Origin of the sequence: uncultured Ruminococcus sp., from assembly GCF_934476685.1 — a bacterium.
Classification (GTDB): Bacteria; Bacillota; Clostridia; order Oscillospirales; family Ruminococcaceae; genus Hominimerdicola.
Map to the genome: position 1 here is coordinate 123,949 of NZ_CAKSNX010000005.1, position 25,663 is coordinate 149,611.

At 41.1% G+C, this 25,663-nt stretch carries 22 protein-coding genes and 1 pseudogene; 14 read left to right on the forward strand and 9 right to left on the reverse strand.

Features of this window, described 5'->3' with window-relative positions; translation table 11 throughout:
• Window positions 1-83: 83 nt before the first annotated feature.
• Window positions 84-932: an AraC family transcriptional regulator gene (locus Q0E19_RS07275; protein WP_294408511.1), complete on the forward strand. Its 849-nt coding sequence runs from the start codon at window positions 84-86 to the stop codon at window positions 930-932.
• A 276-nt stretch (window positions 933-1,208) separates the two neighbouring features.
• Here the strand turns inward: Q0E19_RS07275 and Q0E19_RS07280 are convergent, their stop codons facing one another.
• Window positions 1,209-1,418 carry a hypothetical protein gene (locus Q0E19_RS07280; protein ID WP_294408512.1) on the reverse strand — a complete coding sequence of 70 codons (210 nt, stop codon included), beginning with the start codon at window positions 1,416-1,418 and terminating at the stop codon, window positions 1,209-1,211.
• A gap of 313 nt (window positions 1,419-1,731) precedes the next feature.
• On the opposite strand from Q0E19_RS07280, the gene Q0E19_RS07285 reads away from it, so the two are divergent.
• The 6 genes from Q0E19_RS07285 (at window position 1,732) to Q0E19_RS07310 (ending at window position 8,015) form a co-directional block, all read left to right on the forward strand.
• Entirely contained in the window at window positions 1,732-2,754 is a 1,023-nt protein-coding gene (locus Q0E19_RS07285; protein WP_294408513.1) for a cellulase family glycosylhydrolase, read from the forward strand.
• A 421-nt stretch (window positions 2,755-3,175) separates the two neighbouring features.
• Window positions 3,176-4,039 (forward strand): NPXTG-anchored protein, encoded by an 864-nt coding sequence (locus Q0E19_RS07290; RefSeq protein ID WP_294408514.1) that lies wholly within the window; start codon window positions 3,176-3,178, stop codon window positions 4,037-4,039.
• Between the two features lie 21 nt (window positions 4,040-4,060).
• Window positions 4,061-5,485 carry an extracellular solute-binding protein gene (locus Q0E19_RS07295; protein WP_294408515.1) on the forward strand — a complete coding sequence of 475 codons (1,425 nt, stop codon included), beginning with the start codon at window positions 4,061-4,063 and terminating at the stop codon, window positions 5,483-5,485.
• Between the two features lie 117 nt (window positions 5,486-5,602).
• Complete coding sequence (locus tag Q0E19_RS07300; RefSeq protein ID WP_294408516.1) at window positions 5,603-6,364, forward strand: helix-turn-helix domain-containing protein; 762 nt, start codon at window positions 5,603-5,605, stop codon at window positions 6,362-6,364.
• A gap of 113 nt (window positions 6,365-6,477) precedes the next feature.
• Window positions 6,478-7,245 (forward strand): glycoside hydrolase family 16 protein, encoded by a 768-nt coding sequence (locus Q0E19_RS07305; RefSeq protein ID WP_294408517.1) that lies wholly within the window; start codon window positions 6,478-6,480, stop codon window positions 7,243-7,245.
• On the forward strand, window positions 7,218-8,015 hold the full coding sequence (locus Q0E19_RS07310; protein WP_294408518.1) for an alpha/beta fold hydrolase: 798 nt from the start codon (window positions 7,218-7,220) through the stop codon (window positions 8,013-8,015). Before Q0E19_RS07305 ends, Q0E19_RS07310 begins: the two co-directional genes overlap by 28 nt.
• Window positions 8,016-8,125: 110 nt before the next feature.
• Here the strand turns inward: Q0E19_RS07310 and Q0E19_RS11925 are convergent, their stop codons facing one another.
• Both Q0E19_RS11925 and Q0E19_RS11930 read right to left on the reverse strand, forming a co-directional pair.
• Window positions 8,126-8,218: an SEC-C metal-binding domain-containing protein gene (locus Q0E19_RS11925; RefSeq protein WP_365904800.1), complete on the reverse strand. Its 93-nt coding sequence runs from the start codon at window positions 8,216-8,218 to the stop codon at window positions 8,126-8,128.
• Window positions 8,219-8,758: 540 nt separating this feature from the next.
• Window positions 8,759-8,860: pseudogene (locus Q0E19_RS11930) on the reverse strand (AbrB/MazE/SpoVT family DNA-binding domain-containing protein); the annotation flags it as partial.
• A gap of 358 nt (window positions 8,861-9,218) precedes the next feature.
• Between Q0E19_RS11930 and Q0E19_RS07320 the strand changes: the two are divergent.
• The 3 genes from Q0E19_RS07320 to Q0E19_RS07330 all read left to right on the forward strand — a co-directional run bounded on the left by Q0E19_RS07320 (window position 9,219) and on the right by Q0E19_RS07330 (window position 11,208).
• On the forward strand, window positions 9,219-10,148 hold the full coding sequence (locus tag Q0E19_RS07320; RefSeq protein ID WP_294408520.1) for an acyl-CoA thioester hydrolase/BAAT C-terminal domain-containing protein: 930 nt from the start codon (window positions 9,219-9,221) through the stop codon (window positions 10,146-10,148).
• Window positions 10,149-10,511: 363 nt separating this feature from the next.
• Window positions 10,512-10,781: a DUF6809 family protein gene (locus tag Q0E19_RS07325; RefSeq protein WP_024856132.1), complete on the forward strand. Its 270-nt coding sequence runs from the start codon at window positions 10,512-10,514 to the stop codon at window positions 10,779-10,781.
• A 10-nt stretch (window positions 10,782-10,791) separates the two neighbouring features.
• Window positions 10,792-11,208: a hypothetical protein gene (locus Q0E19_RS07330; RefSeq protein ID WP_294408522.1), complete on the forward strand. Its 417-nt coding sequence runs from the start codon at window positions 10,792-10,794 to the stop codon at window positions 11,206-11,208.
• A gap of 129 nt (window positions 11,209-11,337) precedes the next feature.
• Here Q0E19_RS07330 and Q0E19_RS07335 read toward each other — a convergent pair whose 3' ends face one another.
• From Q0E19_RS07335 to Q0E19_RS07360, 6 genes are all read right to left on the reverse strand, one after another.
• Complete coding sequence (locus Q0E19_RS07335) at window positions 11,338-12,012, reverse strand: retron system putative HNH endonuclease (RefSeq protein WP_294408523.1); 675 nt, start codon at window positions 12,010-12,012, stop codon at window positions 11,338-11,340.
• Window position 12,013: 1 nt separating this feature from the next.
• Complete coding sequence (locus Q0E19_RS07340; protein WP_294408524.1) at window positions 12,014-13,432, reverse strand: AAA family ATPase; 1,419 nt, start codon at window positions 13,430-13,432, stop codon at window positions 12,014-12,016.
• 1 nt (window position 13,433) lies between these two features.
• A complete protein-coding gene (locus Q0E19_RS07345) occupies window positions 13,434-14,792 on the reverse strand; it encodes a restriction endonuclease subunit S (RefSeq protein ID WP_294408525.1) in 1,359 nt (452 codons plus the stop codon).
• A 2-nt stretch (window positions 14,793-14,794) separates the two neighbouring features.
• On the reverse strand, window positions 14,795-16,315 hold the full coding sequence (locus tag Q0E19_RS07350) for an N-6 DNA methylase (RefSeq protein ID WP_294408526.1): 1,521 nt from the start codon (window positions 16,313-16,315) through the stop codon (window positions 14,795-14,797).
• Window positions 16,315-19,551 (reverse strand): type I restriction-modification system endonuclease, encoded by a 3,237-nt coding sequence (gene hsdR, locus Q0E19_RS07355; protein WP_294408527.1) that lies wholly within the window; start codon window positions 19,549-19,551, stop codon window positions 16,315-16,317. Before hsdR ends, Q0E19_RS07350 begins: the two co-directional genes overlap by 1 nt.
• A 213-nt stretch (window positions 19,552-19,764) precedes the next feature.
• Window positions 19,765-20,472, reverse strand: coding sequence for a helix-turn-helix transcriptional regulator (locus Q0E19_RS07360; RefSeq protein ID WP_294408528.1), 708 nt, complete (start codon window positions 20,470-20,472; stop codon window positions 19,765-19,767).
• Between the two features lie 197 nt (window positions 20,473-20,669).
• Here Q0E19_RS07360 and Q0E19_RS07365 point away from each other — a divergent pair, with 197 nt between their 5' ends.
• From Q0E19_RS07365 to Q0E19_RS07380, 4 genes are all read left to right on the forward strand, one after another.
• Window positions 20,670-22,115 carry a YfjI family protein gene (locus Q0E19_RS07365; RefSeq protein WP_294408529.1) on the forward strand — a complete coding sequence of 482 codons (1,446 nt, stop codon included), beginning with the start codon at window positions 20,670-20,672 and terminating at the stop codon, window positions 22,113-22,115.
• A gap of 530 nt (window positions 22,116-22,645) precedes the next feature.
• Window positions 22,646-23,845 (forward strand): plasmid recombination protein, encoded by a 1,200-nt coding sequence (locus Q0E19_RS07370; protein WP_294408530.1) that lies wholly within the window; start codon window positions 22,646-22,648, stop codon window positions 23,843-23,845.
• Between the two features lie 56 nt (window positions 23,846-23,901).
• Window positions 23,902-24,195 carry a helix-turn-helix domain-containing protein gene (locus Q0E19_RS07375; protein ID WP_294408532.1) on the forward strand — a complete coding sequence of 98 codons (294 nt, stop codon included), beginning with the start codon at window positions 23,902-23,904 and terminating at the stop codon, window positions 24,193-24,195.
• A 201-nt stretch (window positions 24,196-24,396) separates the two neighbouring features.
• Window positions 24,397-25,596 carry a tyrosine-type recombinase/integrase gene (locus Q0E19_RS07380; RefSeq protein ID WP_294408533.1) on the forward strand — a complete coding sequence of 400 codons (1,200 nt, stop codon included), beginning with the start codon at window positions 24,397-24,399 and terminating at the stop codon, window positions 25,594-25,596.
• Window positions 25,597-25,663: the final 67 nt, after the last annotated feature.

Below are 25,663 nucleotides of genomic sequence, written 5' to 3' on the forward strand. Positions count from 1 at the left end.
CGAATCTCGTTTGTTAATGTTATAATAGTATTATGGAAATTCTAAGTCAAAAATCAATATTTCATAAGGGAGCCGAGGGACAGTTGGCTCTTTACACATTGGCACCTGGTATTCGGCTTTCGTTCAACGAGATCTACACAAGCAGCTGGGAAAAAGGAGACGGCTCAATCTTTGGAGAACGAATGCTGATCGTCAATTTTTGTATTCACGGCCGATGTGATGTTTCTCTAGCCAAGAAACGTTATGCCATTGTTAAGGAAAATCAGGTCTGCATAAGTACAGTAATGCCCACAAAGGACTTTTACTACCCCAGAAGTCTGTACGAGGGAATACAGCTCTATTTGGACCTTGACATTTTGCGTGATGAAAACGGACAGGACTTTCTCTCGGCGTTGGGCATTTCATTGGAACAGATAGTAGAAATATTCTGCGAAAAGGACGGGCTGTATCTTCATCAGATGAATGACACGCTCCGTGCCCTTGTGAAAGACGCTTGGGACGGAAAGGACGATATAGAGATAGGAACGCTGCGATATTTGACTGTCCGCCTTTTGTATGAAATAATGTCAATGCCTGCCGAAAGCGAAACGGACACCTATTTCACACGCTCACAGATAGCTATGGTCAAGGAGGCTGAAGCGCTGATACTCAGCGACCTGACAACTCGCATAACTGCAAAAGAATTGGCTGAGCGGTTCGGCGTGAGCGAGAGCAGTTTCAAGTTTTATGTGAAAGGTATCCTTGGCGACAGTTATCTGAACTACTTCCGAAAGAAGAGAATGGAAAAAGCCGCCGAACTGCTTGAAACCACCAATCTCAAGGTCATCGAGATAGCAAGTGCGGTGGGGTATGAAAACCAAGGAAAATTCGCCAAGGTTTTTGCGGACACTTATGGTGTTTCTCCTTTGGAGTTTCGGAGGTTATCGAAGTAGGGGAAAAAGTGAGAGAGTTAGCGTGGGGTTTGGGTTTGTATATGAAAATAAACCGCCGCAGGTCACATTGATTCGTGACCTGCGGCGGTTTTGCATTAAAATATTTTATTTTCCACAGCATTTTTTATATTTCTTTCTTCTGCCACATAATGATTCAGCAACACTCTATCATCCAAAAACCCTATGTAACACCTCTATCACGTCATAATTTTTTACCACACATATTCCTCCAACATTTCATTTATAGATATCATTACTCTTTCGTCCTGCTTTTCTTCATCGGTCAATGAAATAGCCAAGTTCAAGAACTACACAACCAATTTCTTCTCCTCTGCGGCCTTTTTTTCCTAAATGAATATCATCAGGAAACGCATATCTTCTGATAACAGGGTCTCTCAAAATACGCTGTATCTGTTCCCAAAGCTGCTTTACATCAGGCGGAATCGTGATAGCTCGTGACTTGCCTTTGGTGTCAAGAATATTCATATTCAAGTATTCTATTTCATCAAAACATCTGCTTGCTGATGTTTTTGATACGCCCAGTTTTTGGCGACTATTGACGGCGGAAATAGTATCATATTAAAGCATCTGGTTTAATTCGATCTTTTCTTTATTAGGTCTTGTTATGATGAAAAATTTTACGCCATTTTCTTTGCTTTATTTACTGCGAAATATATTTAGCACACCATAATGACATTACGATTTTTACACGAATATTAAAATTATGATATAATTTTCGATCACATAGTGCTAAAATATAACTGTAAACAAAACTTATATCAGAAAGGACGGTAAAAATATGAGAAAATTTAATGGTTATATGCATGGCGTTGATATCGGAGGCTGGCTGTCACAATGCGATTACAGCAAGGAACATTTTGATAACTTTATTACGGAAGAGGACATCAAGCGCATAAAAGGCTGGGGCTGCGACCACGTTAGAGTGCCTGTTGATTATAATATCTTTCAGGACGAAAACGGCTTTATAGAGAGCGGCTTTGAGTATGTTCAGAAGTGTATCGATTGGTGCGGAAATAACGGTATCAATATGATACTTGACCTGCATAAGACAATGGGCTTTTTCTTTGACAAGGCTCAGGCTGAAAGCGGATTCTTTGATAACGCTGAACTTCAGCAGAAATTCTATGATCTTTGGGAGGAGTTTGCAAAGCGTTTCAGCAAATATTCTGACAGAATTTCTTTTGAACTTCTCAATGAGGTAACTGACCCTAAATTCAGCACAAAGTGGAATGCTATCGCTGAAAATGCCATAAAGCTTATTAGAAAATACAGTGCTGATATAAATATTATTGTGGGCAGCTATTGGAACAACTCTATCGATTCAATGAAAGACCTTGATAAGCCGTATGACGAGCATATAGTTTATACTTTCCATTGCTATGACCCATTTCTTTTCACTCATCAGGCTGCCTATTGGGTAGATGAGATGCCAAGAGATTTCAGAATGGATTATCCGGGCAGCGTACCAAAATACAGAAGTGAGATAAAGCGTCTTGGTCTTGAATATATGCAGACATACGAGGAAGTCGAAACAGAGAAATTTACGCCTGATTATTTTATGGGAAGATTTGCTGAGGCTGTAAGGGTCGCAGAGGAAAGAAATGTTCCTATGTATTGCGGTGAATACGGCGTCATAAACCTTGCGTCTGCTGAAAATACGCTTAATTGGTATAAGGATATAAGCAGTGCCTTTGAGAAATGTTCTATTGGCAGAGCGGCTTGGTCATACAAGGGCGTAGACTATGGCTTTGTTGACGGACATCTTGACAGCGTTCTCGATGAACTGGTAAAGTATCTTTGATAGATAATTTCTTCATATAACTCCATTTTTGTACAAGCTCGGTCACGTTTGCCGAGCTTGTTTTTTTGTGTCGAGTTTCATAAATTGATGTTTGCTCATAAAATCCTATTTACGATAATTATTTGATATAAATAATTGAATACTGATATAACTATTTTACAGTAAAGTATATAATATAGATGTAATCATTCATAGTCACTTTCTTATAATAACTTCCGAATAAACAGACCTGCTTGAATATCAAGTGGGTCTGTTTTCATATTTTTATACTCTTTCATAAATTCAATATTAAACACTTTTATGATATTTATGTTACAAATTTGATATAAATAAAACGTTTACACGGTTATAATGTATACAGAAACAACAAAATAAATTGCTTTAAGCAAAAATTTTTATTGAAAAATCGGAGGAAAAAGTTATGATGATCAAAAAATTAGCAGCAGGTCTTTCAGCAGCAGTTCTTGCGGCAACAATGATGTCAGTTTCTGTTTCGGCAGCAAAGCTTGGCGATGTTGTTCACCCATCAGAGGAGGACACAAAAATGAATGACTCATATTACTCTATCGGAGCAATGGGCTTTTATATGGGTCAGGACTGGAGCTGGAATCAGGGCGACTGGGTAGGCATTGATGATACTGGCAAGATAGCTGTTGAATATAAGATAAGTGCAGTTATCGCCGACAAAACAATGTCAGGCAAGGGAACTCTTGGAGATATGGGCGTTATGGTGGCAAATCTGCCTGAGGGTATTTATCCTGTGGACGTTAAGATATCTGACGCAAAGTTCGTTGCCGAGGACGGCACAACAACAGTTTTTGATTCGCTTAATTCTATCACTTCAATGGACGAGGATTCAGAGGGCGGAATAAGAATACATATCAGACCGACTGATGAAGTCGATGAGGAAACAGGCGAAGTAACAAAGAAAGCTTGCTCTGAGGTCGCAGGCTGGGAAAAGGAAGGTGCTTTCAATGGCGGCACGCTTTCAATGACGCTTGATTTCGGTGTTGCGGCTGCTGAGGGCGGAGAGTCAAAAACAGATACTTCAAAGGCAGAATCAAAGTCTGATACTTCAAGTTCAAAGGCCGAAACTGTCACATCAAAGAAAGATGCTGACTCTTCTAAGGCTGACGCAGGCAAGACAACAGCTGTAAACAACGCATCTTCAAAGGCTAGTGATGATACATCAAAATCACCTGAAACTGGTGCAACTGTCGGTGGTACACTTGCAGTTATAGCACTCGCAGGTACTGTTGTTATCATCTCTAAGAAAAGGAAATAATCATTTTGGAGGTTTTTCACGATGAATAATTCAAAAAGAGTTTTAACATTTGCCCTTGCAGTTTGCTCGCTTTCAGCATTTGCATCTTGCGGAAGTTCAAGTGATTCTTCAAGCAAGGTCGTTGACAAAAAGCTCAAGGAAGATCAGCAGCAGATAGTACAAAGACTATCAGATGATATGACAGATGTAAGAGATCTCAAAAGCAACGAAATAAAATGGTTCTCACATTGGGATATCAACCCTACTGAGGCGGAGGACAAAGAGATAGGTGCTGACCTTGCTTTGTTCAAGACAAAATATAATGGCAAGATAAACTGGATACAGACCACTTGGGATACTAAGTTTGATGACCTTGCGGCACTTGTTATGGCAAGTGATTCGCCAGATTTCATTGGTGCTGACGATATGGACGTTTTTCCTAAGGGTGCAATAAAATCAATGATAGAGCCTATTGACGATTATATCGATCTTTCAAAGCCTCTTTGGACAGATATAAAGGGTGCGACAGATCAGTTTATGCTTGGCGACAAGCATTATGTGAGCGTTATCAGAACTGACCCTGCATATGTTTTTGTATACAACAAGCAGATAATGGAAGATAACGGCTATGACGATCCTGCTGAGCTTTTCAAAGAGGGCAAGTGGAACTGGGATACTTTCACAGAAATGTGCCTTGATTTTACTGACGCCGAAAGCGATAAATACGCTCTTGACGGCTGGTATTATGAAAAGGCTTTGCAGCAGTCTTCCGGTGTGCCGCTCATCGGTATCACGGACGGCAAGCTTGTAAATAATATTTCTGACCCTATGATAGCAAAGGCTCAGAATATGATGTATGAACTGCAAAAGAACAATGTTGTTTATCCAAAACACGAGAATAACTGGAAACTCAGAGGCGACGCAGAGGGCAGCGGAATGGCAACAGGATTGACACTTTTCTATCCTATCGGACTCTGGGCGCTTGAGAATGCTCCGTCAACAACTGTAAACTATGGCGATGTATCAAAGGGCGAGGTAATGTTCGTTCCGGTTCCTTGCTCGGCTGATAGTGATAAACAGTATATCCCTTCAAGGGTACACGGCTTTAGCATTGTAAAAAACGCCAAAAACCCAGAGGGTGTGGCGGCTTTTCTTGAATGCTGCCGTTATGCAGAGCTTGACGAGGCCGCACATCAGATAACCCTTGACCAGTACAAGGACGATTACGGCTGGACAGATGAAATGCTTGAAATGAGGGAAACGATCTATGATCTGTCTGCACAGAATCCTGTTTTTGACTTTGAACAGGGCGTGTCTGCCGACCTTAACTCTATCTGCGATACTGCAATAAGAGGAACGATGAACCCACAGGAGTCAAAGAGCTGGTCACAGGTCGTTCAGGAAAATGAAAAGGCTATAGATTATCTTATCGACGAGGCTATGACTTCAATGAATGAGGCTAAGTAAAATCTATTTATCAGAAAAAGGGCGGCAGGTCGATTTGCCGTCCTTTTTCGATAAATAGGCGGCTTTACTTGCGTCTGTAAATATGATATAATAAGCTAAAAAGCAGGGGGGAAAGCTATGGAAATAAACAGAGAATTGTCTAAGCGGCAGTTTATGCAAAAGGAAAATGACTATCATCATTCACCATATGAAACGGAACTGGAATTTTACTCTGCTGTGCGGGCAGGCGACCTTGAAACAGTCAAACGTTTGTATACACCACTGGATACAAACGGAAAGGGCAGACTAAGTAAAGATGACCTCAGAAATGTCAAATATCATCTTGTCATTACCATAGCTATGTTGTGCAGGTTTTGTATAGAGGGTGGACTTGATTCCGAAACTGCATATACCATAAGCGATATATACATCAATAAATGTGATGAGTGCCGAAATGAAGAAAGCGTTATGGCTGTTCACAAGGAAGTCATCGTTTATTATACAAAGCAAATGAAAAAGGCTGCGTCACAGAACGTTTATTCAAAACATATTCTTATGTGCTTTGACTGCATTTTCGATAATATTTACAAGGGTGTGACTGTGAATCAGATAGCTGATGAACTGAACATAACGCCGCAGTATCTTTCAAAGCTTTTCAGAGAGGAAGTTGGCGTAAAGATATCTGATTTCATTATGTCAAAAAGGATACAAGCGGCTGAAAATATGCTGAGATATTCTGAATATAGTCCGCTTGATATAGCCAATTATCTTGCTTTCAGCTCTCACAGCCATTTTATTGCCTGCTTTAAGAAACAGACGGGGCTAACTCCAAAGCAATACAGGGATCAATTTTTCCGTGCAAACTGGAACAAGCATAGCACAAGCAGGTCGGAAATATAAGTTGATATTAATATTCTGATATTTGCATTACTTTTCTGATATAAATATCACACTTGTTGATTTATAATACTTATAGAAGATAAAAATCTGATATTTATTCGGAGGTAATTAAAATGAAAAAAGTTCTGGCTATGTCAATAATTGCAATGATAGTTATGTCTATGGGCAGCTGCGGTGTTTCATCTGACAACAGCTCCTCGCAAGATGTCAGCAGCAAGGCTGAAACGGAAAGCAATTCTCCATACACGGTTGAGGCAGATTTCAGCAAGGGTGCGTCAGATGATTTTTCCATTTCAGCGGGGTGGTCAAATGGTGCTCCATTCAACTGTTCGTGGAGCGAAGATAACGTAACTTTCAATGACGGGAAAATGCAGCTTATCATTGACAGTATGGGTGATTCCGAAGTGTACAGAGGGGGCGAGTACCGTTCAAAAGAAAACTATGGCTATGGACTTTATGAGGTATCGATGAAAGCCATAAAGAATGACGGCGTTGTATCATCGTTCTTTACATACACAGGTCCGTCAGAAGATAATCCTTGGGACGAAATTGACGTTGAAGTTCTTGGCAAGGACACAACAAAGGTGCAGTTCAATTATTATACAAATGGCGTTGGCAATCACGAATATATGTATGATCTTGGTTTTGACGCCTCAGAGGATTTTCATACCTATGCTTTTGAGTGGAAAGAGGACAGCATAACTTGGTATGTTGACGGAAAAGAGGCATACAAGGCAACGGAAAATCTGCCCATTACGCCCGGAAAAATAATGATGAATGCGTGGAACGGCATTGGCGTTGACGGCTGGCTGAAAGCCTTTGACGGCACAGTTCCGCTTACAGCGGAGTACGAGTGGGCAAGGTTTACGGCGGCAGAGTAGAATTTATAAAAAGGGGCGTTATGAGCGTGGATATTCGAGAGAAATATTGTGTATCAGACGGCAAAAACATTTTCGGAAAACTGTATATTCCTGATACTAAGGCGAAGAAATATCCTACTGTGATACTTAGTCACGGCTTTAACAGTATCGGTGATGATATGGCGGATATTGCTTTGACTTTTGCGGAAAATGGCTTTCTAGCATATACTTTTGATTACTGTGGTGGTTCTACACGATCGCATAGTGACGGAAAGACCACGGAGATGAGTATTATCAGCGAACAGAATGACCTTAAAGCTGTTATAGATATGATGAGTGAACTTGATATATCAGACAGCAGGCAGCTATATCTTTACGGCGAAAGTCAGGGAGGATTTGTTGCTGCACTTACAGCGGCAGAAATGCCTGAGCGTATTGCAGCGATGATACTGCTATATCCTGCATTCTGCATACCTGACCAATGGCTTTCAAAAGATCCTGAAAGTATGGCGAAACCCTTTGCCTTTATGGGAGATATGCTGCTTTCAAAGAAATTTTATGATGATGTTCCAAGATATGATGTTTATGATAGAGTTAGTCGGTATAATAGTCCTGTGATGATATTCCATGGTGACAGTGATGAATTAGTTGCTTTATCATATTCCGAGCGATTGAAAACGACTTTTCCTAATGCAAAGCTGAAAGTTATAAAGGGTGCTGGTCACGGCTTTTATGGTGATGACAGGGAATATGTAAAGCGTGCGGCAGTTGATTTTTTTACAACGTTGTAAAACGATTCACATATTACGCTTACTTTTATGTCTTGATTTTTTGCTTAATGATATTGATATTTGAACCGCCCCCATTCGCTGGGTCAAAAATTCTAGCGAATGGGGGCGGTTTATTTTCCACAGCATTTTTTATATTTCTTTCCGCTGCCGCAAGGACGGCAAATCATTTTTTTGCTCTTGTCGGTGATGAACCATATGTACATTGAATAGTTTTGCCCCAAACGGCAAAACTATTTAACATAAGCCTTGATTTAAGTAACATTGTATGGTATAATATTAAAAGGTTGAGCCTGTATGGGCGGAAGTTTTTAATGAGGTGCTTGTATGGAAATAAAACGTGATAAATATTTGCAGCAGCTGATCGATTTTATGTGGGACGGACAGGTAAAGGACTTACATTCAGTCCGCCTTTGCTTTGCCTGACGCTGAAAAAGAAATGCAGGAATTAAGACCTTTTTCTCTAACAGGTGATTCGTTTCCTAAAATCATAGTTCGCAAAGATATAAGAAAACGTTGGTATGATGACAATGGTGTTCTGAATATAGGATTGATCGATTTTTTGTTGGACGATAGTGTAGTGTGAGATACTTCATAGAATTAGCCTGGAAATATTGACAGAAAAATCAGCCGCAAACCACGCACAAGTGTGGTCTGCGGCTGATTTCGCATTATTTTATGTACAGCCTATCCGCCAATCTGAGGAGTGCAAGCAGGTAATCAAGTTCGCTTTTCAACGTTGTCAGTAACGGGTCGCCCTCACGGATACGCATAGTGCGGCGGATCTCCTTTGGGATAACTACCCTGCCGAGATCGTCGATCCTGCGGACAATTCCTGTTGCTTTCATATTTATACCTCCAAATTAAATTCAAAATTGCAGTAATATTATTTGCAGGAGGCTGGGTTTTATGCAGGGAATAAAAACGTAAATACCAAAAGCTTTTACATTATTAAAGTAAAAGCAGGACAGAGTAATTTTTCTGCACCGGCTGAGTTTTTAACGTATTGGATTTTTAAGTGTTAAAAACTTTGATAGTTTTATCGTTTTTGAGTAATTAAAAGCGGCAGACTTCATTATATATAATGGTATCGCCCCAAAATATTAACAAAGTTTGATATAGTTAACTCTTTGTTGATTTTTGCGTAAGGTTGTGCTATAATATACACATTGAAAGCCACAAGTGATTTTCAGATCGGAGTGTATTATGAAGAAATTATTTTTTGAAAACAACAAAGACGGGTTTTATGGTACATATTATATAAATCCCAATGGTGCGAATAATGCTGTGATAGGATTATTCGGAGATGATCCTAATGATTTTATGGCGAAATGCGGTGCAAAATGGCTGCATAAAAACGGCGTAAATGTTATGTGTATGTCGCCAGATGTTAAAAATTACAGCCATGTGAACTATCCTTTGGAGAGAATAGGTACAGCTATAAAATGGCTCAAAAACAATGGAAACAAAAAGATTGGCATAATGGGAATGAGTACAGCGGGAATGGATTCTTTGGCTGCGGCTTCATATTTTCCTGATATTACGCTGACTTTCGGACTTACTCCAAGTGATTTTATATGGCAGGGATTTGAACAGGGTGAGAAGGACGGCTGCAAGGAATGGCCTATTCCGAATGCTTCTACTCTTTCGTGGGAAGGCAAGCCGCTTGCATATATGCCTTTCGTTTATGAACATCCTGAATACTATCATAAAATAGAAGAGGAAACAAAGGGTTCGGGGGATATAACACGCAGCACGCATCTTTTTATCGACTCTGAAAAGGCAAGGGAACACACGGAAGAAGAGATGATAAAGGTCGAGAACATAAAGGGCAGGCTTATTATTATAGGGGCAGATGACGACAGCTTCTGGGAGACAGGAAAATATATCCGCCGCATGGACAAGAGGCTGAAAGAGCGTCCTCACGAATGCAAATATGATGCTCTTGTTTACGAGCATGGAACTCATTTTGTACTGCCGGAATCAATGCTGAGGTTAGCTCTTCCGATAGGACTTAAATTTGTGCTTAAATTTATTTTCAAGGCGGCAAAGGAATATCCTAATGCGTGCGAGGAAACAAGAAAAGATATTGACAGGCGGCTTTCGGCGGCCATTAAAGAATGGATAGCTGAATAGAGTTTGCTTTACATATCCAGAAATATAAAACCGACTTTCAGTAAAAAATCTGAAAGTCGGTTTTTGCTAAAGCAGAATAGCAGAAATAAAAAAAGCAGAACATAAGAATTACATCTTATGTTCTGCACAAGTTTGGTGACCCGTACGGGAATTGAATTAAATTTTTCAGATTTTCTAACCTGCCGTGATATGGGGAATACCCCGTATTTACGGCATTTTTCAACCTTAACTCGTTTTATTATGCTGTCCTTTATTCTATCTTTTTGAAACTTGTAAAGGACAGACAAAGGACAACGTTATGGTCATACTCCTGTTATTTTCTTTTGAGAAGAACATCAACCAAATAATATGGAGGACACGAAAATGAAAAATATTCTCGATGAACTTTACGACTATGACCTGTTCCACCTGACCGAAATTGAGGATATGGACGGTTCATACAAGGCAGCCCTCGACAGGCTTGTTAAAGCAGAAGCTGAGTTGAAAAAAGCCTATCCCGATAATGACGAAATCCTCGATGAATACCAGTCAGCGGACATTGAACTGCATAATCTCTCAAACCGCAATGAGTTCCGCAAGGGCTTCAAGGTCGGCGCACAGCTTGTCCTTGAAATGATAAAGCCTATTAAGTGAGGTGGACAGTATGAGCAGATATAAGAGCAAACAGACCGCATACAGCTTCTTGAAAAAGAAATACGTTCCGCTGTGGAGACTGGATACCAACACCATGACCGTTACTCACTTCAATGCTGATACGCAGACCGAGGAGAGCAAAACCTACCATACTGACTTCATCAGGTATCATCTTCATTTTTCTGACAGCAAATGCCCTGACAGGCTTCGCAGGCTCGTCAATGAGGTTAGGATCATGCAGTACCTCGATGATATGGAACGGAAAGTCGGTGATGCTATCTCCCGTCAGGTGGAGCTTTGGAAGCAGACCGATAGTTGCTATCAGAAAGCTGTTCTCAGCGGTGATGCCGAGAAAATGCTCGGTTTGGAGAACTGCTTTGTCTACATGGCGAGAGAAGTGGTGTTTGAGTGTATGGTTTATATTTGATCGTTTACGGCTGTGCCTTCGGGTGCAGCCATTGATTTTATCATCAATATTCATCGCAAAAAATCTTGGTACAACTTAAATGCATAGTTATTTTCTAAGATAAATAATCAATTATATTTTACCTCTATACTATTGAATAGCTAATAACTCTTTCCCTTCTAATTCTTCAGAATTGCCATTGCCGAAGCTATCAATAATGCTTTTTATGTACTGTTCTAAGACAAAACAAAATGGTTCATACTTTCCATTGTGTTTATCTTTAATCCAATTAAGTTCTTTTTCTAATTCTGTAATATCAAAATCCTCATATGCTTCGATAGCATTTTTTCTCTGAGCTACTAAGTATGCAACATTAAGACCTAAAACTTGAATAAGCTTACTGCCATTGCCTTCAGGATCAGATCCTTTAACAGTACCGTCATCAAAATACATTAAACAATTCTCGACATCTTTTTCCAAAGGAGATATAGGAATATCATCACTTCCTTTTTTTGCATCACAATGTATTACATGAGGAGGTACTACTTTGTTTTTTCTATCATTTTCACCGCCATCGCAGGAAGCAAGCATATTTTCAAAGCAAAGTGCTAAATCTTCATGTCTTTCTTGACATTTTATGTGTTCTATCTTTGTATGACCATCATTCTTTATTTCACACCCACAATAGCAGCAAATGAATCCTTGATCTTGTAGCAATCGTTCTTTTAACGTTTTTTTACTTCGTAAATTAGAGAAACTTACACCAGGAGTTTCACATTCTTTTACAAATTCATCTGGAGGGGATGTTTTGATTATATGTTTCATTTTAAATTCTCCTAAGATTGATTCTTATCTTTGTAAATAAAGGATGATTTTCATCTAAAATCTCCTTTAATTCCTGAACATAGTAATCAGCCTGTTCTTTATTATGCTGTGCTACGCTCTGTTTGAATCTATCATATAATTCTTCAATTTCCGGAGACATCATAGAAATATCCATTTGTTCAAGCATAATTTCGTCCAACGCTCTATTGTACGTTTCACTTTCAGGATATATTATAGTTCCACTCTTCATTATATACAAATTGTCGCTCTTGATTTGTGATATAGTTCCCGGCGAATGCGTAGTAAATATAATATGACCATTAACATCAATATCGTTAAGCATTTTTGAAATAGAACGCTGCCAATTTAGATGTAAATAAGCATCAAATTCATCAAACAAATAAAGAGAATTACTTTTTGCGCTGAAACTTGTAAGTAAATAAATCAACGCCATCTGCTTTTCGCCTTCACTTAATGCTGATTGAGAGAAAGGAGTATCAACCATATCTTTTTCCAGACCAATACCAATATGGTTCAGTATGCCATAGTTCTTTAACGCTTTAAGTTTTGAGAATAACTCATATTCATTATCTGCAAGCTTTTGTAATTCATCGGCAGAATCAAAAAACATAAAATACTTTTTTGACATATCCTGTGTAGCAGAAACGTATTTCCTTAATGAATCGAGAAAATTTTTAACGAACCCTCTTGAATTCCACCATGTGTCAATCTCACCCTTTGCTTTTTCAGGCTTTTGTAACACTATGCTGAACTTCGACGATATGGAGTTACAATTGAACAGATTCATGATTTTGTTGTATTCAGTACTTTTATATGCTGCTGAAACAAGCAACAAAAGAGGTAGATCCTCAATATTATAATAATCCATAAATCTTAAACCAGGCAGATCGTCGGTTTTGGCGTCTATTAGTTTTCTGTCGTATGTTTTATCGTAAGTGTCATCGGCATTTACTTTTTGACGATTAGTTTCACCAGCATAATACAGCAGAATACTTGTTGGTAATGCATTGATGTACTCGCTTCTTTTTAATATTTTTCCATCATATAGTATAGCTATAGATTCAGTAACAAATATAGGCGGTTTACCTTCTTCTATTTGATTGTCTTCTGTAGCTTTCAATATTCCAACATTATAATAAAGCTGATAAATGGTACTGTCCAGTTCGTATTCAATTATGCAGTCAATTACAGAAGGTTTATCATTAGGTAATATTGTTGGTAATAATTTACCGCAACTAAAATTCATTGCATTGCTAAATGCTTTTGTTATCAATTCCAGAATATTGGACTTTCCCGCACCATTATTTCCAATAAAAGCGGAAATATTTGAATCCGAGAACTCGCAATCAAAATCTACAAGGTTTTTAAATTTCTTAACTGTTATTCTTTTAATTCTCATATCATTCTCCAGTTAATATTTGTTTAAGCAACTCCACCGCACTTTCCTCCTCGTGATCATTCGTCCCCAGCTCGCCACGGAAAGCACGGGCAAGTATAGCCTTTTTCATCGCATCTATCTGATCTATTACTGATTCGGCAATCTGTTTAGTCTGATATTCTTTTTCAATTATACTGTCAAGCAATTCTGTGATAACATATTGTTCTTCGAGATTTGGAATGTCAATATTAAGTTTTCCAATGATAGTAGCACTAAGGTTTAGCTGATTTCCGCCAACTGCTTGCTCTCTAATATCCCAATAATTACACATGAAGAAAAAATATAAATATCTATTAAACAGATATTCCTTAGGTTGTAGCACACAAACAGCTTGATTGGTGGCAGCTTCAATCCCAAGTATTGCAGCTTTCCCTCTTGTTATACCCATACCATACATCGCTACAAGTACTGCACCAGGCGCATATACTTTAGCTGAACTATTATCTATGGCTTCTTTGGTTATACTTTCCTCACTATAATTAACAGTATTCCAATTAATCTCTCCTGTTTTTATCCAAGGAATATCTCCTATATAATAATTTGGTTTTTTTCGTGAAGGTGTACCGCCAGACCCTAACTTACAGCATTCAGAAATACGTTTTCTTTCCCAACTCTCAATCCCAACCCCATTTTCTTCTCTCCACTTAGCCGTCAGCTCGCCTGAGAAAGCCTTATGCAGGATAGCCGCCTTTCTTGTTTCAAAGCTGTCGATAGCCTCCTGTGCTTTTTCTTTTGCTTCGTCCAGTTTTGAAAATAGGGATTCTATGCGTTCGACTATGCGTTGCTGTTCGGGTAATGGGGCAAGTGGAAAATAACATTCCTCCATTTTGGTTTTATTGACAATTGATATGGTTGTTGCAGAAGATTTAGACCATAATTGATTTATGAAACAATCAGTATTAACATAATAATATAAGTAAAGTGGCTCAATTTTAGGAATAGCCGAGTTAATCTGCTGATTAGTTGAGCCTTCTATTTCTAAAAATCCACTTTTACCGATTGAACCGATACAACAAACCAACGTTGATTTTGCCGGAATAACTCTTGATACCTTTTTTCCTTCTTCAGATAAATACTCTGATGCAATAGAAACATTTCTACCTGTATTTAAATCAGCAGGTTTAAAAAAAGGAAATACATTACCGTAGTATTCCTTGTGTTTTTTACTTGGTGTTCCACCTGTAACTACTTCGGCAACATTCTTAAAACTCGTCCAACACCAATTATCTGGAATCTTATATGGTTCATATCCGGGGACAATCAACGCCTGTTCCAGTTTTTCTTCTATTGAAAGATCAGCGGCTTTTGTTTTCTTCGCCATAATCAATCCTCCGAGGTCAGTGACTTCAATTCACGGACAACACTTTTCAGCAGGTCAACAGCTTCTTCAAGCTGAGCGATAGCTTCTTCTCCGCTTTCGATAGGGTCAGGAAGTTCCTCGGCATCTATGATCGAATCATCTTTGATAAGTCCGAGATCAAGGCTGTCATCATGTTCGTTTTCAATCTGCTCACGGGTAAACTTGCTCCAACGCTCACCTGTACGCTTTGAAGCATCTTTATACCCCTCTATAAATTCCTCAAAATCGCTCTTTTTAAGCTGTCTTGTCTTGCCGAAGCTCTCCATATTGGTTCGCATATCATAGAAAGCGACTTCTGTGGTGTTGCCCTTTTCGGTATTGCCACGGGTAAAGAAGAGTACATTGGTCTTAACTCCCTGAGCATAGAATATGCCCGTAGGCAGACGCAGTATCATATGCAGGCTGCAGAAGTTCATAAGCTCACGGCGAACACTTACACCGTCACCACCTGCAAATAAAACATTATCGGGCAGTACAACCGCACAACGAGCCTTACCGTCTGCTTTCAGGCTGCGGTATATTACCTGTAAAAAGTTCAGCTGCTTATTAGATGTCTGGAAAGAAATATCGTCACGGGAGGTTCGCTCACCGCCTTTTTTAGTTCCGAACGGCGGATTGGTGAGTATAACGTCAAACTCCTTGAAACGCTTTGCACTTGGAGCCAGAGAGTCTTCACAATAGATCTTTGCAGGAACGCTATGCAGATATGCGTTCATAAGTGCAAGGCGATGTGCATCAGGGACAAGCTCTACACCGCTGAAAGCATCCTGAAATGCGTTAACTTCACTATCTGACAGAGCGTAGAGGTCTTTATTCTCAGTTGTATGCTGAAAAGCGGATATCATAAAACCGAAAGTTCCGCAGGCAGGGTCAAAACATCTTTCACCAAACTGCGGGTTTGTAAGTTCGGTCATTACATCAATAAGCACACGGGGAGTAAAATACTGACCAGCGCCGGATTTCTTCTCATCAGCGTTTTTGGCAAGTAATCCCTCGTAGAGATCGCCAAGACCTTCTTTTTTGGCTTCAAACCAGTCAAGCTTATTGATCTCAGAAATGATCTTTTCAAGGTTTTTGGGCTCCTCTATGCTTGATACAGCCTTAGCATAGATACTGCTGATTTTTGAAAGAGGAAGTTTTCCAAGCTCAGTTAAAACTGCGTTATAGTATTTTTTTAGTTCAATACCATTAAGCGTAGTTAAATAAGCCCATGAATATGAATCGAGAACATTCTTTCTGTCGTTTTTCTCATCATCATCAAGATCATCGACAGTTTTTTTCTTGCTTGCAGCATATTTTTCAAGACGTTTTTTGTATGCCTGTTCAATTTCTTTCTGTAAAGCGCTTTCTTCGCCTGTTTCTTCAAGCATTTTTAAAAATAATATATAAGTCAGCTCTGTAACATACTGATGATAGGTGATACCGTCATCACGCAGTACATTGCAAAGATTCCAGAGCTTCTGTACGATATCTTGTGTGCTCATTACGCAACTCCTTCAAAAATATAAGTATTGATCCGCTCTATTATATCATTGAGCTTTCCTGCAAATTTCTTATCAAATCGAGAGAATCCGCCTTCCATTTTGAATACAGGAGCATCAAATGTCTCCGCATTCAGAATGCTTTCGTGCAGCATATATGTTTTTATCTTCTCCAGAAGATCAAGCTGCATTTTGTTGAATTTTTCCTCAGATATGAGTTTCTTGAAAGCAGCTTTAACACGTTCTTCATGGTTATAAACAGGCATTTTCAATACAGCCTGACGCACATAGGCGATTATTTCAGCCACGATCTGCTCATTCTTCACGTTGCTTGTGGCTTCATTAAGGCTGCTGATTGTGAAATTCTCCTTGTCAAGCAGTAGTTTAAGCTCTTTCAACTGCGCCCTTGTCATGCTGCTCGGTTTTGTGCAGGCAAGTCGGATAGCCTCGATATTATCCTTGTTTTCGTTTATATAGGTCGTAAATGCTTCGAGATAGTCTTCCGGCTTATCGGTATTACCATATCCACGGGTAGTCGGTTTTAATGTATCTTCCTTTTCGGAATAATACTGACCACGCTTTTTACCCTTTAATGAGTCTACCCATAGTAAGAAATCCTTATCCTTGCGGCAGGTTTCAATAAACGCAGCTTCGGTACTGTTTTTCAATGCCTTAGCATATGCTTTCAGATCCTGACCTCCTAAGCGCTCAGACACCTCGTATTTCTTTTCTCTTGAGAGATTATTGTATTTACGCTGTAATCGTGCGATAATGCAATCTTTGGTCTGCTGCTTGCTTTCGTCACTTGGACGGAATAGCTCTTCCAATAATTCCACCATATCCTTGCTGACAGTTACAGACTTCATTCCGGAAGTTGAGTCAAGATCTTCATAAACTCTGACAGCGTCGAAGATGTTAAAGTGTGTTTTCCCTATCTCAGGACAAAGACGAGTAGCACGTCCCAGCATCTGCTCAAAAAGAATACGGCTGTTGATCTTACGCATAAAAACAAGGTTGCATATTTTTGGAACATCAATACCCGTTGTCAGCAGATCTACTGTGACTGCAATATTGGGATACTGATTATTTTTGAACTGTTTTATAACTTGCAGTATCTTTTTCTTGTTTCCTCCGGCAGTCTTGCCTGTTATCTTCATTATAGCATCGTTTGAAATACCATATTCCTTATAAATATCACGAAGAGTATCCACTATGCAATCTGCGTGACTATCATTAACCGCAAAGATAAGAGTTTTTTCATCGCTTTCGGGATTGATAAAAGATGCGATCTCCTCTAATACCTTCCTGGTATGATTGGGCAGAACGATTTGGCGGTTGAAATCAGACACATCAAAATCCAGTTCATCTTCAAGAACCGAGCCGTTGAGCAGCTCATTTGTGTTTGGGTCATACTCAGCTAACGATTCACCCTTTTTGAACTTCACATTATTTTCAATGAAATCTGTATTGATAATATAGGGCGGATCATGGTCAACAAGCCAGCCGTCAATGACCGCTTCACGGTAACTGTATGTAAAAATAGGTTCTCCGAAAATCTGCGTTGTATGCAGTGCAGGTGTAGCAGTTAATGCAATTTTTACAGCGTCAAAATACTCAATAACCTGCTTATATTTACTCATGTAATCAATCTGATCTGAATAGAGGATCTCTTCATCGGTCATTTCTCTATCAAGAATATAGCCTCTATGTGCCTCGTCCACAATTATAAGGTCGAATGCACCGGGCATAATGTCTGGCTTATCGGACAAAATTGTACGTTTCAGCAATCCCTGTACTGTCGAAATGCTAACCTTTGTTTCAAGATTGATCTCATTGTCGTCAATATCTTTGATCTCATATATCTGGTTCAATGTCATAAGCTCTTTCAGCTTAACATCTTTGAACGTATCCATAGCCTGTTCTCCGAGAGAAACTCTGTCAACAAGGAAAAGAATTCTTCTGAAGCGCTTGGATTCCAGCATCTTATATATTAAACCAAGTACAGTACGGGTTTTTCCTGTACCCGTAGCCATAGCAAGAAGTGCTGTCTGTTTACCTTCAATTATTGCATCTGTCGCCTTACTAATGGCTTTTATCTGATAATCTCTTAAATTAAGCCCTGTGGTATCTTCCATAAAGGAATCATCAGCATCATTCAGTGCTTTATTTGCTTTGTCAATATCTTGCTTGAGCTTTTCTTCAATATCAGCAGGACTGAACCAATTCCTGATAGGGTAGGATTGGTTTTCAGGCTTTCGTGCATCTAAGAACCATATTCCTGATTTGGTACGAAGCTGTTCTAAAAAAGCTCTGCCATTTGATGCAAACAGAAACGGTACTTTATACTTGCCCCATCTATTTATAACATATTTGTCATGTTCTGTTCTGATGCTCTGTGCATAATCCTTTACCTGTACATCAATAGTTGAAGCAACATCTTCTCCCCATTTCTTTGCATCCATTACTGCAACGAGTTTTTCACCAATAAAGAATGCATAATCAGCAGAACCCTTACTGCACAACTGAGAATCAGTAGGCCACTCGCTTATTGCGATATTTCTCCCTTTAGCAGGACGAGTACCTTTGCTGTACCGCAAATTATTGGTATCTGCTTCCCAGCCCGCTTTTCTTAACTGTTCATCAATAAGGCATCTTGTCTGGGCTTCACTCCACTCCATCATAGCCGATACAGTTAAGCCACGTTTTGCTCGCTCTTTTTGTGTGGTTCCGGAAGCGGCTGTCTTTACCTCTTCCAGCTTTTGAGTCAGCTCCGCTATGCGCTTTTCTTGTTCCTCTAATATTTTTTCCATAGCTGAAGGATCAGTTTCTTTTGGAAGAACAAACGATTCAGGATTAAAAGACCAATCTCCATAGGTCTGCATAAACCATACAGCGAGATTATATGCCATAGAAAGGAGCATTTTGGCATCATCCAGAGAATCAGCACCAGCATGAACAGCATCATTGCGATTCTTTCTGAGTGCATAAAGGGTATTATCAATGTCATATGGCAATAAACCGGCACGCTTCAGAAGTCGTATACGCTTTGATTGTGTATTATCGGTAACAGGATCGGGGATTCCTTCAAAAACCATGATTTCTTGTACAAGACGCTCTGAAAACATACCTAACTTGTACATACAAGCATTAGGATCTGAATACAAATATTTTTCTGCCGTATCTGCTATCTGAGCAAGAGCAGGCCAGTATTTATTTAAGAATTCAAAGTTGGATTTCATATGATACCCTCCTGTTAAATTATAATCAAATCATTCACTTGATAAGAATAATTGTATTCATATATAATTATAGCACAATTTGACTAAAAAAGCAATGAAAATAATGAGCATTTCACCTATTTTTCGCTGTTTGGAACTTCGACTCCAGACCGGAATCAAAGTTCCACTCAAAAAGAAAAGAGCTGAGAAACAACGCTCCTCAGCTCCGTAGTATTATTCAACTCCCGTAAACATAACCTGATAACTCAGCCCCGTAAACTCCCTGAGAAAGTCCATATCCGAGAAATTCAGACCATAATTATGCGTTTTACCGCTGTCCTTGCCCGTGTAAAGATACTCCATTTTCTCCTGATCGAGATGCTCGATGCGGAGTGCTTCACGGTCAAAACCTTTTTCTTTCAGGTGATAAAGAACGATGCGTGAGAGCTGCGTTTGTACGATACGGTAGCTGTCCGTGTCGGCACAGTGGTCGAGAATCCCCAGTATATCGAATATTGTTTCGGTGTCCTTCAAATGCTCAGTATCATACTCGGCTTCGGGAACGTACTCGATATAGCGGTCATTATTCAGGAACTGCACCGAGCAATTCACATAAGGAATGATCTTTAACTGCATTTCCAGGCTGATCTCGCTTCCACGGCGCAGGCTAACCCAACGCTGAGACAGAGAGCTGACCGACTTGAACACGCTTCTTTTCTTGTTTGCCTGCGGAATGATCGGTGTATCGTCCTCGTTTATCAGGTAATCTATCGGAACATCGAAGTATTCCGCTATTCTCGTTATCATGTCGAGATTAGGCATACCGTCATTCACCCATTTGGTGACGGTCGCAGCCGATATGCCCAGCTCGGTGGCTAATGTTCTCGGCTTGATTCCTCGTTCATCACATAATTCATTGTATTTTCTCCAAAAGATGGTCATTTTGTGTCCCTCCAATTTGTGCAAAAGGCAGAACTTAACTCGTTCTGATTATTTTTGCTTGACAAATGCTACTTAGGTAGTATAAAATATGATTTAGAGATTGAAACGTGTTATTTCGTTTCATATTATAGCACATCAAATGCAATCTGTCAATAGAAATACAAGAAAAATTACAAAAGTAGAGGAAAACAAAACTTATGAATGAAATCAAATGGGGAGAACCCCGACCGCTTCGGCAGAGTGCGGACGCTATCCCTTTTCCGCTCGATGCGTTGCCGACTGTCCTGCGAAATATGGCGCAGGCGATCTCGGTCACGACTTCCACCGACGTGGGAATGGCAGGAACAGCGATGCTTTCAGCCGTGGGCTACTGTTTTACTGGTCTGTATCGACTTGCAGGCAAGGCAGACCACACCGAACCGCCTGTGCTGTATTCTATCATCATAGCACAGCCGTCTGAAAGAAAAAGCCCTGTGATGCACTTCATCAAAGCTCCGTTCGACAGCTTTGAGAGCAAGTACAACAAGGATCACCGTGAGGAAATGTACAAGGCACAGCAGGACGTTAAGGCTCTGGAAGCTCGTGTCAAGGCTATGGAGAAAGAGGACGAGCCAGACACCGCCGCTATCGCCAAGCTACGAGTGCAAGCTGACAATATCAGAAACACTACACCAATAAGAATAGCCGTTGACGATATTACGCCCGAATCCCTTGTGATAGAGCTGAGCGAGAATGATTCTCTGCTGATGATCTCTGACGAAGCAGGAATGCTTTCCAACTTCAACGGCAAGTACAGCGGCGGTATCCCGAACCTTGACCTGCTTTTGAAAGCGTGGAATGGTGAGAAGTACATCTGCAACAGAGTTATCCGAGGACGAACGGAAATTCCCCGTCCTTATCTTTCAGTTGCACTCGCAGGTCAGCCATATATCTGGGATAACATGATGAACGATACCGCTTTCAGGTCAAGCGGTCTGATCGCACGTTTCGTTCCCTGCTTCGCCAAGAGTGATGTGGGAAAACGGCGATATGATACCGCACCTATATCAAAAGAGGTCAGGGAGCAGTATCACGATTTCATTCATCAGCTCCTGAAAGGAAAGAAGGATTGGAGCGGAGAAGAAACGATACTGCATCTGTCCCGTCATGCTTCCGAGGAGTATATCGAATACTGCAATAAGTATATCGAAAAAGAGATCAAGGAATCCATGTGCTGTTGTCAGGACTGGGGCGGTAAGTTTCACGGGCTGATACTTCGGATAGCTTGTATTCTTCACTGTGCCGACTGCTGTTCCCGTGGTGTTGAGCCTTCCGATGAAAGTGTGAATCATGATACACTGTTGAGGGCTTTCAATATTGCTCACTACTACCGCTATCAGGCAATATACGGTTTCAGCGTAAATGCTCCCGATGGGAACATCGTCAAGGCTGAAAAGATCATTCAGATCATCAAGACGAAGAATATCAAACAGGGCTTGAAATCCGACCTCTACCACGCCTGCCGCTGCAATCTTTTTCCTACTGCAAAGGACTTCTACTCGGCTCTTGATACGCTCGCTGAGTACGGCTATGTAGCCTACGAAGATGTGACCGCCGCCAACAACAAAAAGGCTCAGATGGTTCATGTGAATCCCCATATCTGAATCACGTTGGATTTTGTGGTTTTTGTGGTTGCTGACTTTGAAATAGCGGAATAGCTACTTTTGCAAGAGACAGACCTGAATGTTGGTTGCCGGAGGTCGATGTTGGTTGAGTATTTTTAGCTTAACAAAATGTTGAACATAGACATTTTTGTCCGAATTAAAGTTGAAGATAATCGCATAGACTTTAGCTCACTTTTGAGCGAAAGTTCATGAGCAGAATCATCATTTTTGAAATGCTGATTTTGAAAAAATGTAATGCGGATTTTTGCTTTACTGTGTCCACATAATTCGGCTGCTCCGTCAGCCGTTCTTCTCCCGTAAGGGATAGCCCCGCAGGGCGGAGTAGTACTTGTGGCGGTCTGATGCTGCCACAAGTACTACGGAGTTACAAGCGGCGCTCACGTCCCCTTGTAATCGGCGCTCCGCGCCCTTCCGCCTCAGCGGTCATGAAAGGAGTTGATGCCTATGATTTTTTGATTGGATTTCGTAGAAAGAGAGAAGTAAATCCAATGAACAAGAAAGGCAAAACTATGAAACAGAAAAGAATTTCATTCGGTCAGGGAAAGGGTTCTCTGACTCACAATAACAGGGAGTTCATGGCGGACAATGTTGATCCGCTCCGCACTCCGCAGAACATCACCTTTGTGCGTCAGCCGATCGGTGAAGCATACGAGCAGCTTTTTGCTGAATCCACCCAGCGTTACAATGCAAAACAAAAGCGTAACGACCGCAAGGTTCACGACAGCTATTACGAGCATCTCTTTGGAGTAAAACCCTGCAACACTGTCCGCACTGCCGCCGACAAACGTAAGAGCTTTTATGAGGACGTTGTGCAGATTGGAAAGCGTGAGGATTCCGGCTATGGCACAGAGGACTTTCAGCTTGTGGCTGACTGCCTGAAAGAGTACATGGAAAGTTTCCAGAATCGCAATCCGAACTTCTATGTTTTTAACGCTGTCCTGCACATGGACGAAGCAACTCCTCACCTGCACATCGACTACATTCCTGTCGGTCACTATAAGCGAGGGCAGGACGTTCAGAACGGTATCGCTCAGGCTCTGAAAGAAATGGGGTACGGTGAGGGCAAGCAGGCTATTGCCCGTTGGCGAGCTGCTGAAATCGAGGTGCTGAACGTTATCTGCCTTGAACATGGTATCAAGCCACTTGCTCCCGAAAAGGCGAGAGGGACGCTGGAAGTTGAGGAGTACAAGGAACAGCGCCGTCAGGCTGATGAACTGGCAGAGCAGAATGCTCAGGTCAAAGCGGAGCTTGGCGAAAAGCGTGAAATACTTAAAGCTGTCAAGGAGAAAACCGCTAAACTTGCGGAGATCGACAGCATTGAAACGGGAAAGACCGTGTTCAGCGGCAAGGTTACAGTGTCGCAGGAGGACTGGCAGAACATCACCGACCTTGCAAGGAAAGAAGTTGCATCGCAGAAGCAGACAAAAAAGCTCCGTAAGGAACGTGATGAAGCTGTTAGGGAGCGTGATGAACTGAAAGCAAAGCTGTCTGCTGTTTCTTCGGAGCTTGCTACCTACAAGAAAGCCGAGGAGCAAAAGGGACTTTTCACCCGTGAGAAGCTGAAAAAGGAAACAAAGCGTATCAGCCGCGAGGACGAGCTGTCCCGTGAGCTGAGAAAGGCTAAGGCGTTTATTTCTGCCTGCGGACTGAATGCCGATTATCAGCAGTACAAGTACAACAGCACCACAAGAAAGAATGTGCTGGAATAAACATACAAACAAGATAGAAAGCAGGGGAAGTACCTGCTATGGAGGTTTTTACAACTATGACAACAAACAGAAAGAACGAGCTTATCGCTCAGCTCGTAAGCATTCTGAGCGAACTTATCGAAGCCAATGATTCCGAACAGGTGTCTGAGATCAAGTCTGATGCCGTGGAGATGCTGACCGTCAAGGAATGTACCGAAGCGGTTAGAGGGCTGTCTGAACACACCGTCCGCAAGCTGATAAAGCAGGGTAAGCTCCAGTATTTGAGAACGGGCGATGGAGTGAACGGAAAAATGCTTATCAACAAGGCAGACTTGCTTGCCTACTTCAACGGACAGGGAACAGACAGATAATTCTGTACGCTGAGAACGCCTATATTTCGGCGTTAGAGCGTCAATAGACACAAAAACCACAAACACCATAGAACAAAGAGCATAGATTTCGGTATACTCCGAAAAAAGATATAGAATCCTCTTGACATACGGGCAAATGCGCGCTATTATTAGAGTAACAGGAGTATGCCATAAAATCTATGTGATAGAAAGGAATCATTTATGGCTACTATAAGAAAAAGAGGAAACTCCTATCAGATCAGAGTTTCCTGCGGATATGATACATCGGGTAATCAGGTGGTTCAGACCATGTCATGGAAGCCTGCGGACGGAATGAACAAGAAGCAGATCGAGAAGGAACTGCAAAAACAGGCAATCCTCTTTGAGGACAAGTGCATGAAGGGTCAGGTCACAGCAAATGTGAAATTTCAGGACTTCGCTGAGCAATGGTTTGAGGAATACGCAAAGCTCAATCTCAGAAACACGTCCTATGAGCGTATGAAACAGCTCACCGTGAGGGTGTATCCTGCTATCGGGCATCTCAGGCTCGACAAGATCACCAGCCGTCATATCCAGCAGTTTATCAACGATCTGGCACTTAACGGCAAAAGCCTCAAAAACGGCAGACCGCTGTCGAGAAAGACAGCCGTTCATCACCTCAGCTTCATCAGCGATGTGTTCAGCTACGCTGTGAAGATGGAAATGCTCACCGACAACCCTTGCAGGCGTGTTACCGTTCCGAAGGGCGAGAAGAAGGAGAAGGACATCTACACGCTTGAAGAAGTCGCACAGCTCTTTCAGCTCCTTGAAACTGCACCGCTTAAATACCGCACATTTTTTACTTTGGCGATATACAGCGGATTCCGCAGAGGAGAAATGCTCGGCTTGGAATGGAAGGACATTGACTGGGACAACTGCGTTATCAGTGTCCGCAGAACGTCCAACTATACCGTTTCAAAGGGCATATATACCGATACCACAAAGACGAAGAAGTCTCAGCGCTCCCTTAAATTCCCTCAGTGCGTCATGGATATGCTCCGTGAATACAAGGCAGAGCAGGACGAGGAACGTGAGAAGCTCGGTACGAAATGGCAGGACTATGATCGCCTGTTCGTGAAGTGGGACGGCAGACCGATGAACAACAATACACCGTATTTCTGGCTCAAAGAATTCTGTGAAGCAAACAATTTCCGTTTCTGTGACATACACTCCCTGCGACACTTCTATGCTTCGGCTCTTATCAATAAGGGCGTGGACGCAGCTGCTGTGTCGGGAGCGTTAGGTCACTCGACGATAACTACCACGACTTCTATCTATTGCCACGTCTTCAATCAGGCTCAGGCGAGGGCAAGTGAAGCAATCGCTTCGGTACTCGATTTCAGCAAGCCCGATGACACTAAAGGACAGCCGAAAGCTGTATAAAGGACAAGTAAAGGACAGAAGCCGCATCAGGGTAAAAAAAGAACTCAGAAATGGCGATTTAACGTCA

Bases quoted from the DNA above. Each gene is read 5' to 3' on its own strand.
- Q0E19_RS07330 (WP_294408522.1), top strand. From the start codon at position 10,792: ATGAGCAGATATAAGAGCAAACAGACCGCATACAGCTTCTTGAAAAAG.
- Q0E19_RS11925 (WP_365904800.1), bottom strand. From the start codon at position 8,218: ATGTACATATGGTTCATCACCGACAAGAGCAAAAAAATGATTTGCCGT.
- Q0E19_RS07370 (WP_294408530.1), top strand. From the start codon at position 22,646: ATGAAACAGAAAAGAATTTCATTCGGTCAGGGAAAGGGTTCTCTGACT.
- Q0E19_RS07305 (WP_294408517.1), top strand. From the start codon at position 6,478: ATGAAAAAAGTTCTGGCTATGTCAATAATTGCAATGATAGTTATGTCT.
- Q0E19_RS07290 (WP_294408514.1), top strand. From the start codon at position 3,176: ATGATGATCAAAAAATTAGCAGCAGGTCTTTCAGCAGCAGTTCTTGCG.
- Q0E19_RS07380 (WP_294408533.1), top strand. From the start codon at position 24,397: ATGGCTACTATAAGAAAAAGAGGAAACTCCTATCAGATCAGAGTTTCC.
- hsdR (WP_294408527.1), bottom strand. From the start codon at position 19,551: ATGAAATCCAACTTTGAATTCTTAAATAAATACTGGCCTGCTCTTGCT.
- Q0E19_RS07340 (WP_294408524.1), bottom strand. From the start codon at position 13,432: ATGAGAATTAAAAGAATAACAGTTAAGAAATTTAAAAACCTTGTAGAT.
- Q0E19_RS07280 (WP_294408512.1), bottom strand. From the start codon at position 1,418: ATGAATATTCTTGACACCAAAGGCAAGTCACGAGCTATCACGATTCCG.
- Q0E19_RS07295 (WP_294408515.1), top strand. From the start codon at position 4,061: ATGAATAATTCAAAAAGAGTTTTAACATTTGCCCTTGCAGTTTGCTCG.
- Q0E19_RS07360 (WP_294408528.1), bottom strand. From the start codon at position 20,472: ATGACCATCTTTTGGAGAAAATACAATGAATTATGTGATGAACGAGGA.
- Q0E19_RS07335 (WP_294408523.1), bottom strand. From the start codon at position 12,012: ATGAAACATATAATCAAAACATCCCCTCCAGATGAATTTGTAAAAGAA.
- Q0E19_RS07325 (WP_024856132.1), top strand. From the start codon at position 10,512: ATGAAAAATATTCTCGATGAACTTTACGACTATGACCTGTTCCACCTG.
- Q0E19_RS07300 (WP_294408516.1), top strand. From the start codon at position 5,603: ATGGAAATAAACAGAGAATTGTCTAAGCGGCAGTTTATGCAAAAGGAA.
- Q0E19_RS07285 (WP_294408513.1), top strand. From the start codon at position 1,732: ATGAGAAAATTTAATGGTTATATGCATGGCGTTGATATCGGAGGCTGG.
- Q0E19_RS07320 (WP_294408520.1), top strand. From the start codon at position 9,219: ATGAAGAAATTATTTTTTGAAAACAACAAAGACGGGTTTTATGGTACA.
- Q0E19_RS07350 (WP_294408526.1), bottom strand. From the start codon at position 16,315: ATGAGCACACAAGATATCGTACAGAAGCTCTGGAATCTTTGCAATGTA.
- Q0E19_RS07375 (WP_294408532.1), top strand. From the start codon at position 23,902: ATGACAACAAACAGAAAGAACGAGCTTATCGCTCAGCTCGTAAGCATT.
- Q0E19_RS07345 (WP_294408525.1), bottom strand. From the start codon at position 14,792: ATGGCGAAGAAAACAAAAGCCGCTGATCTTTCAATAGAAGAAAAACTG.
- Q0E19_RS07365 (WP_294408529.1), top strand. From the start codon at position 20,670: ATGAATGAAATCAAATGGGGAGAACCCCGACCGCTTCGGCAGAGTGCG.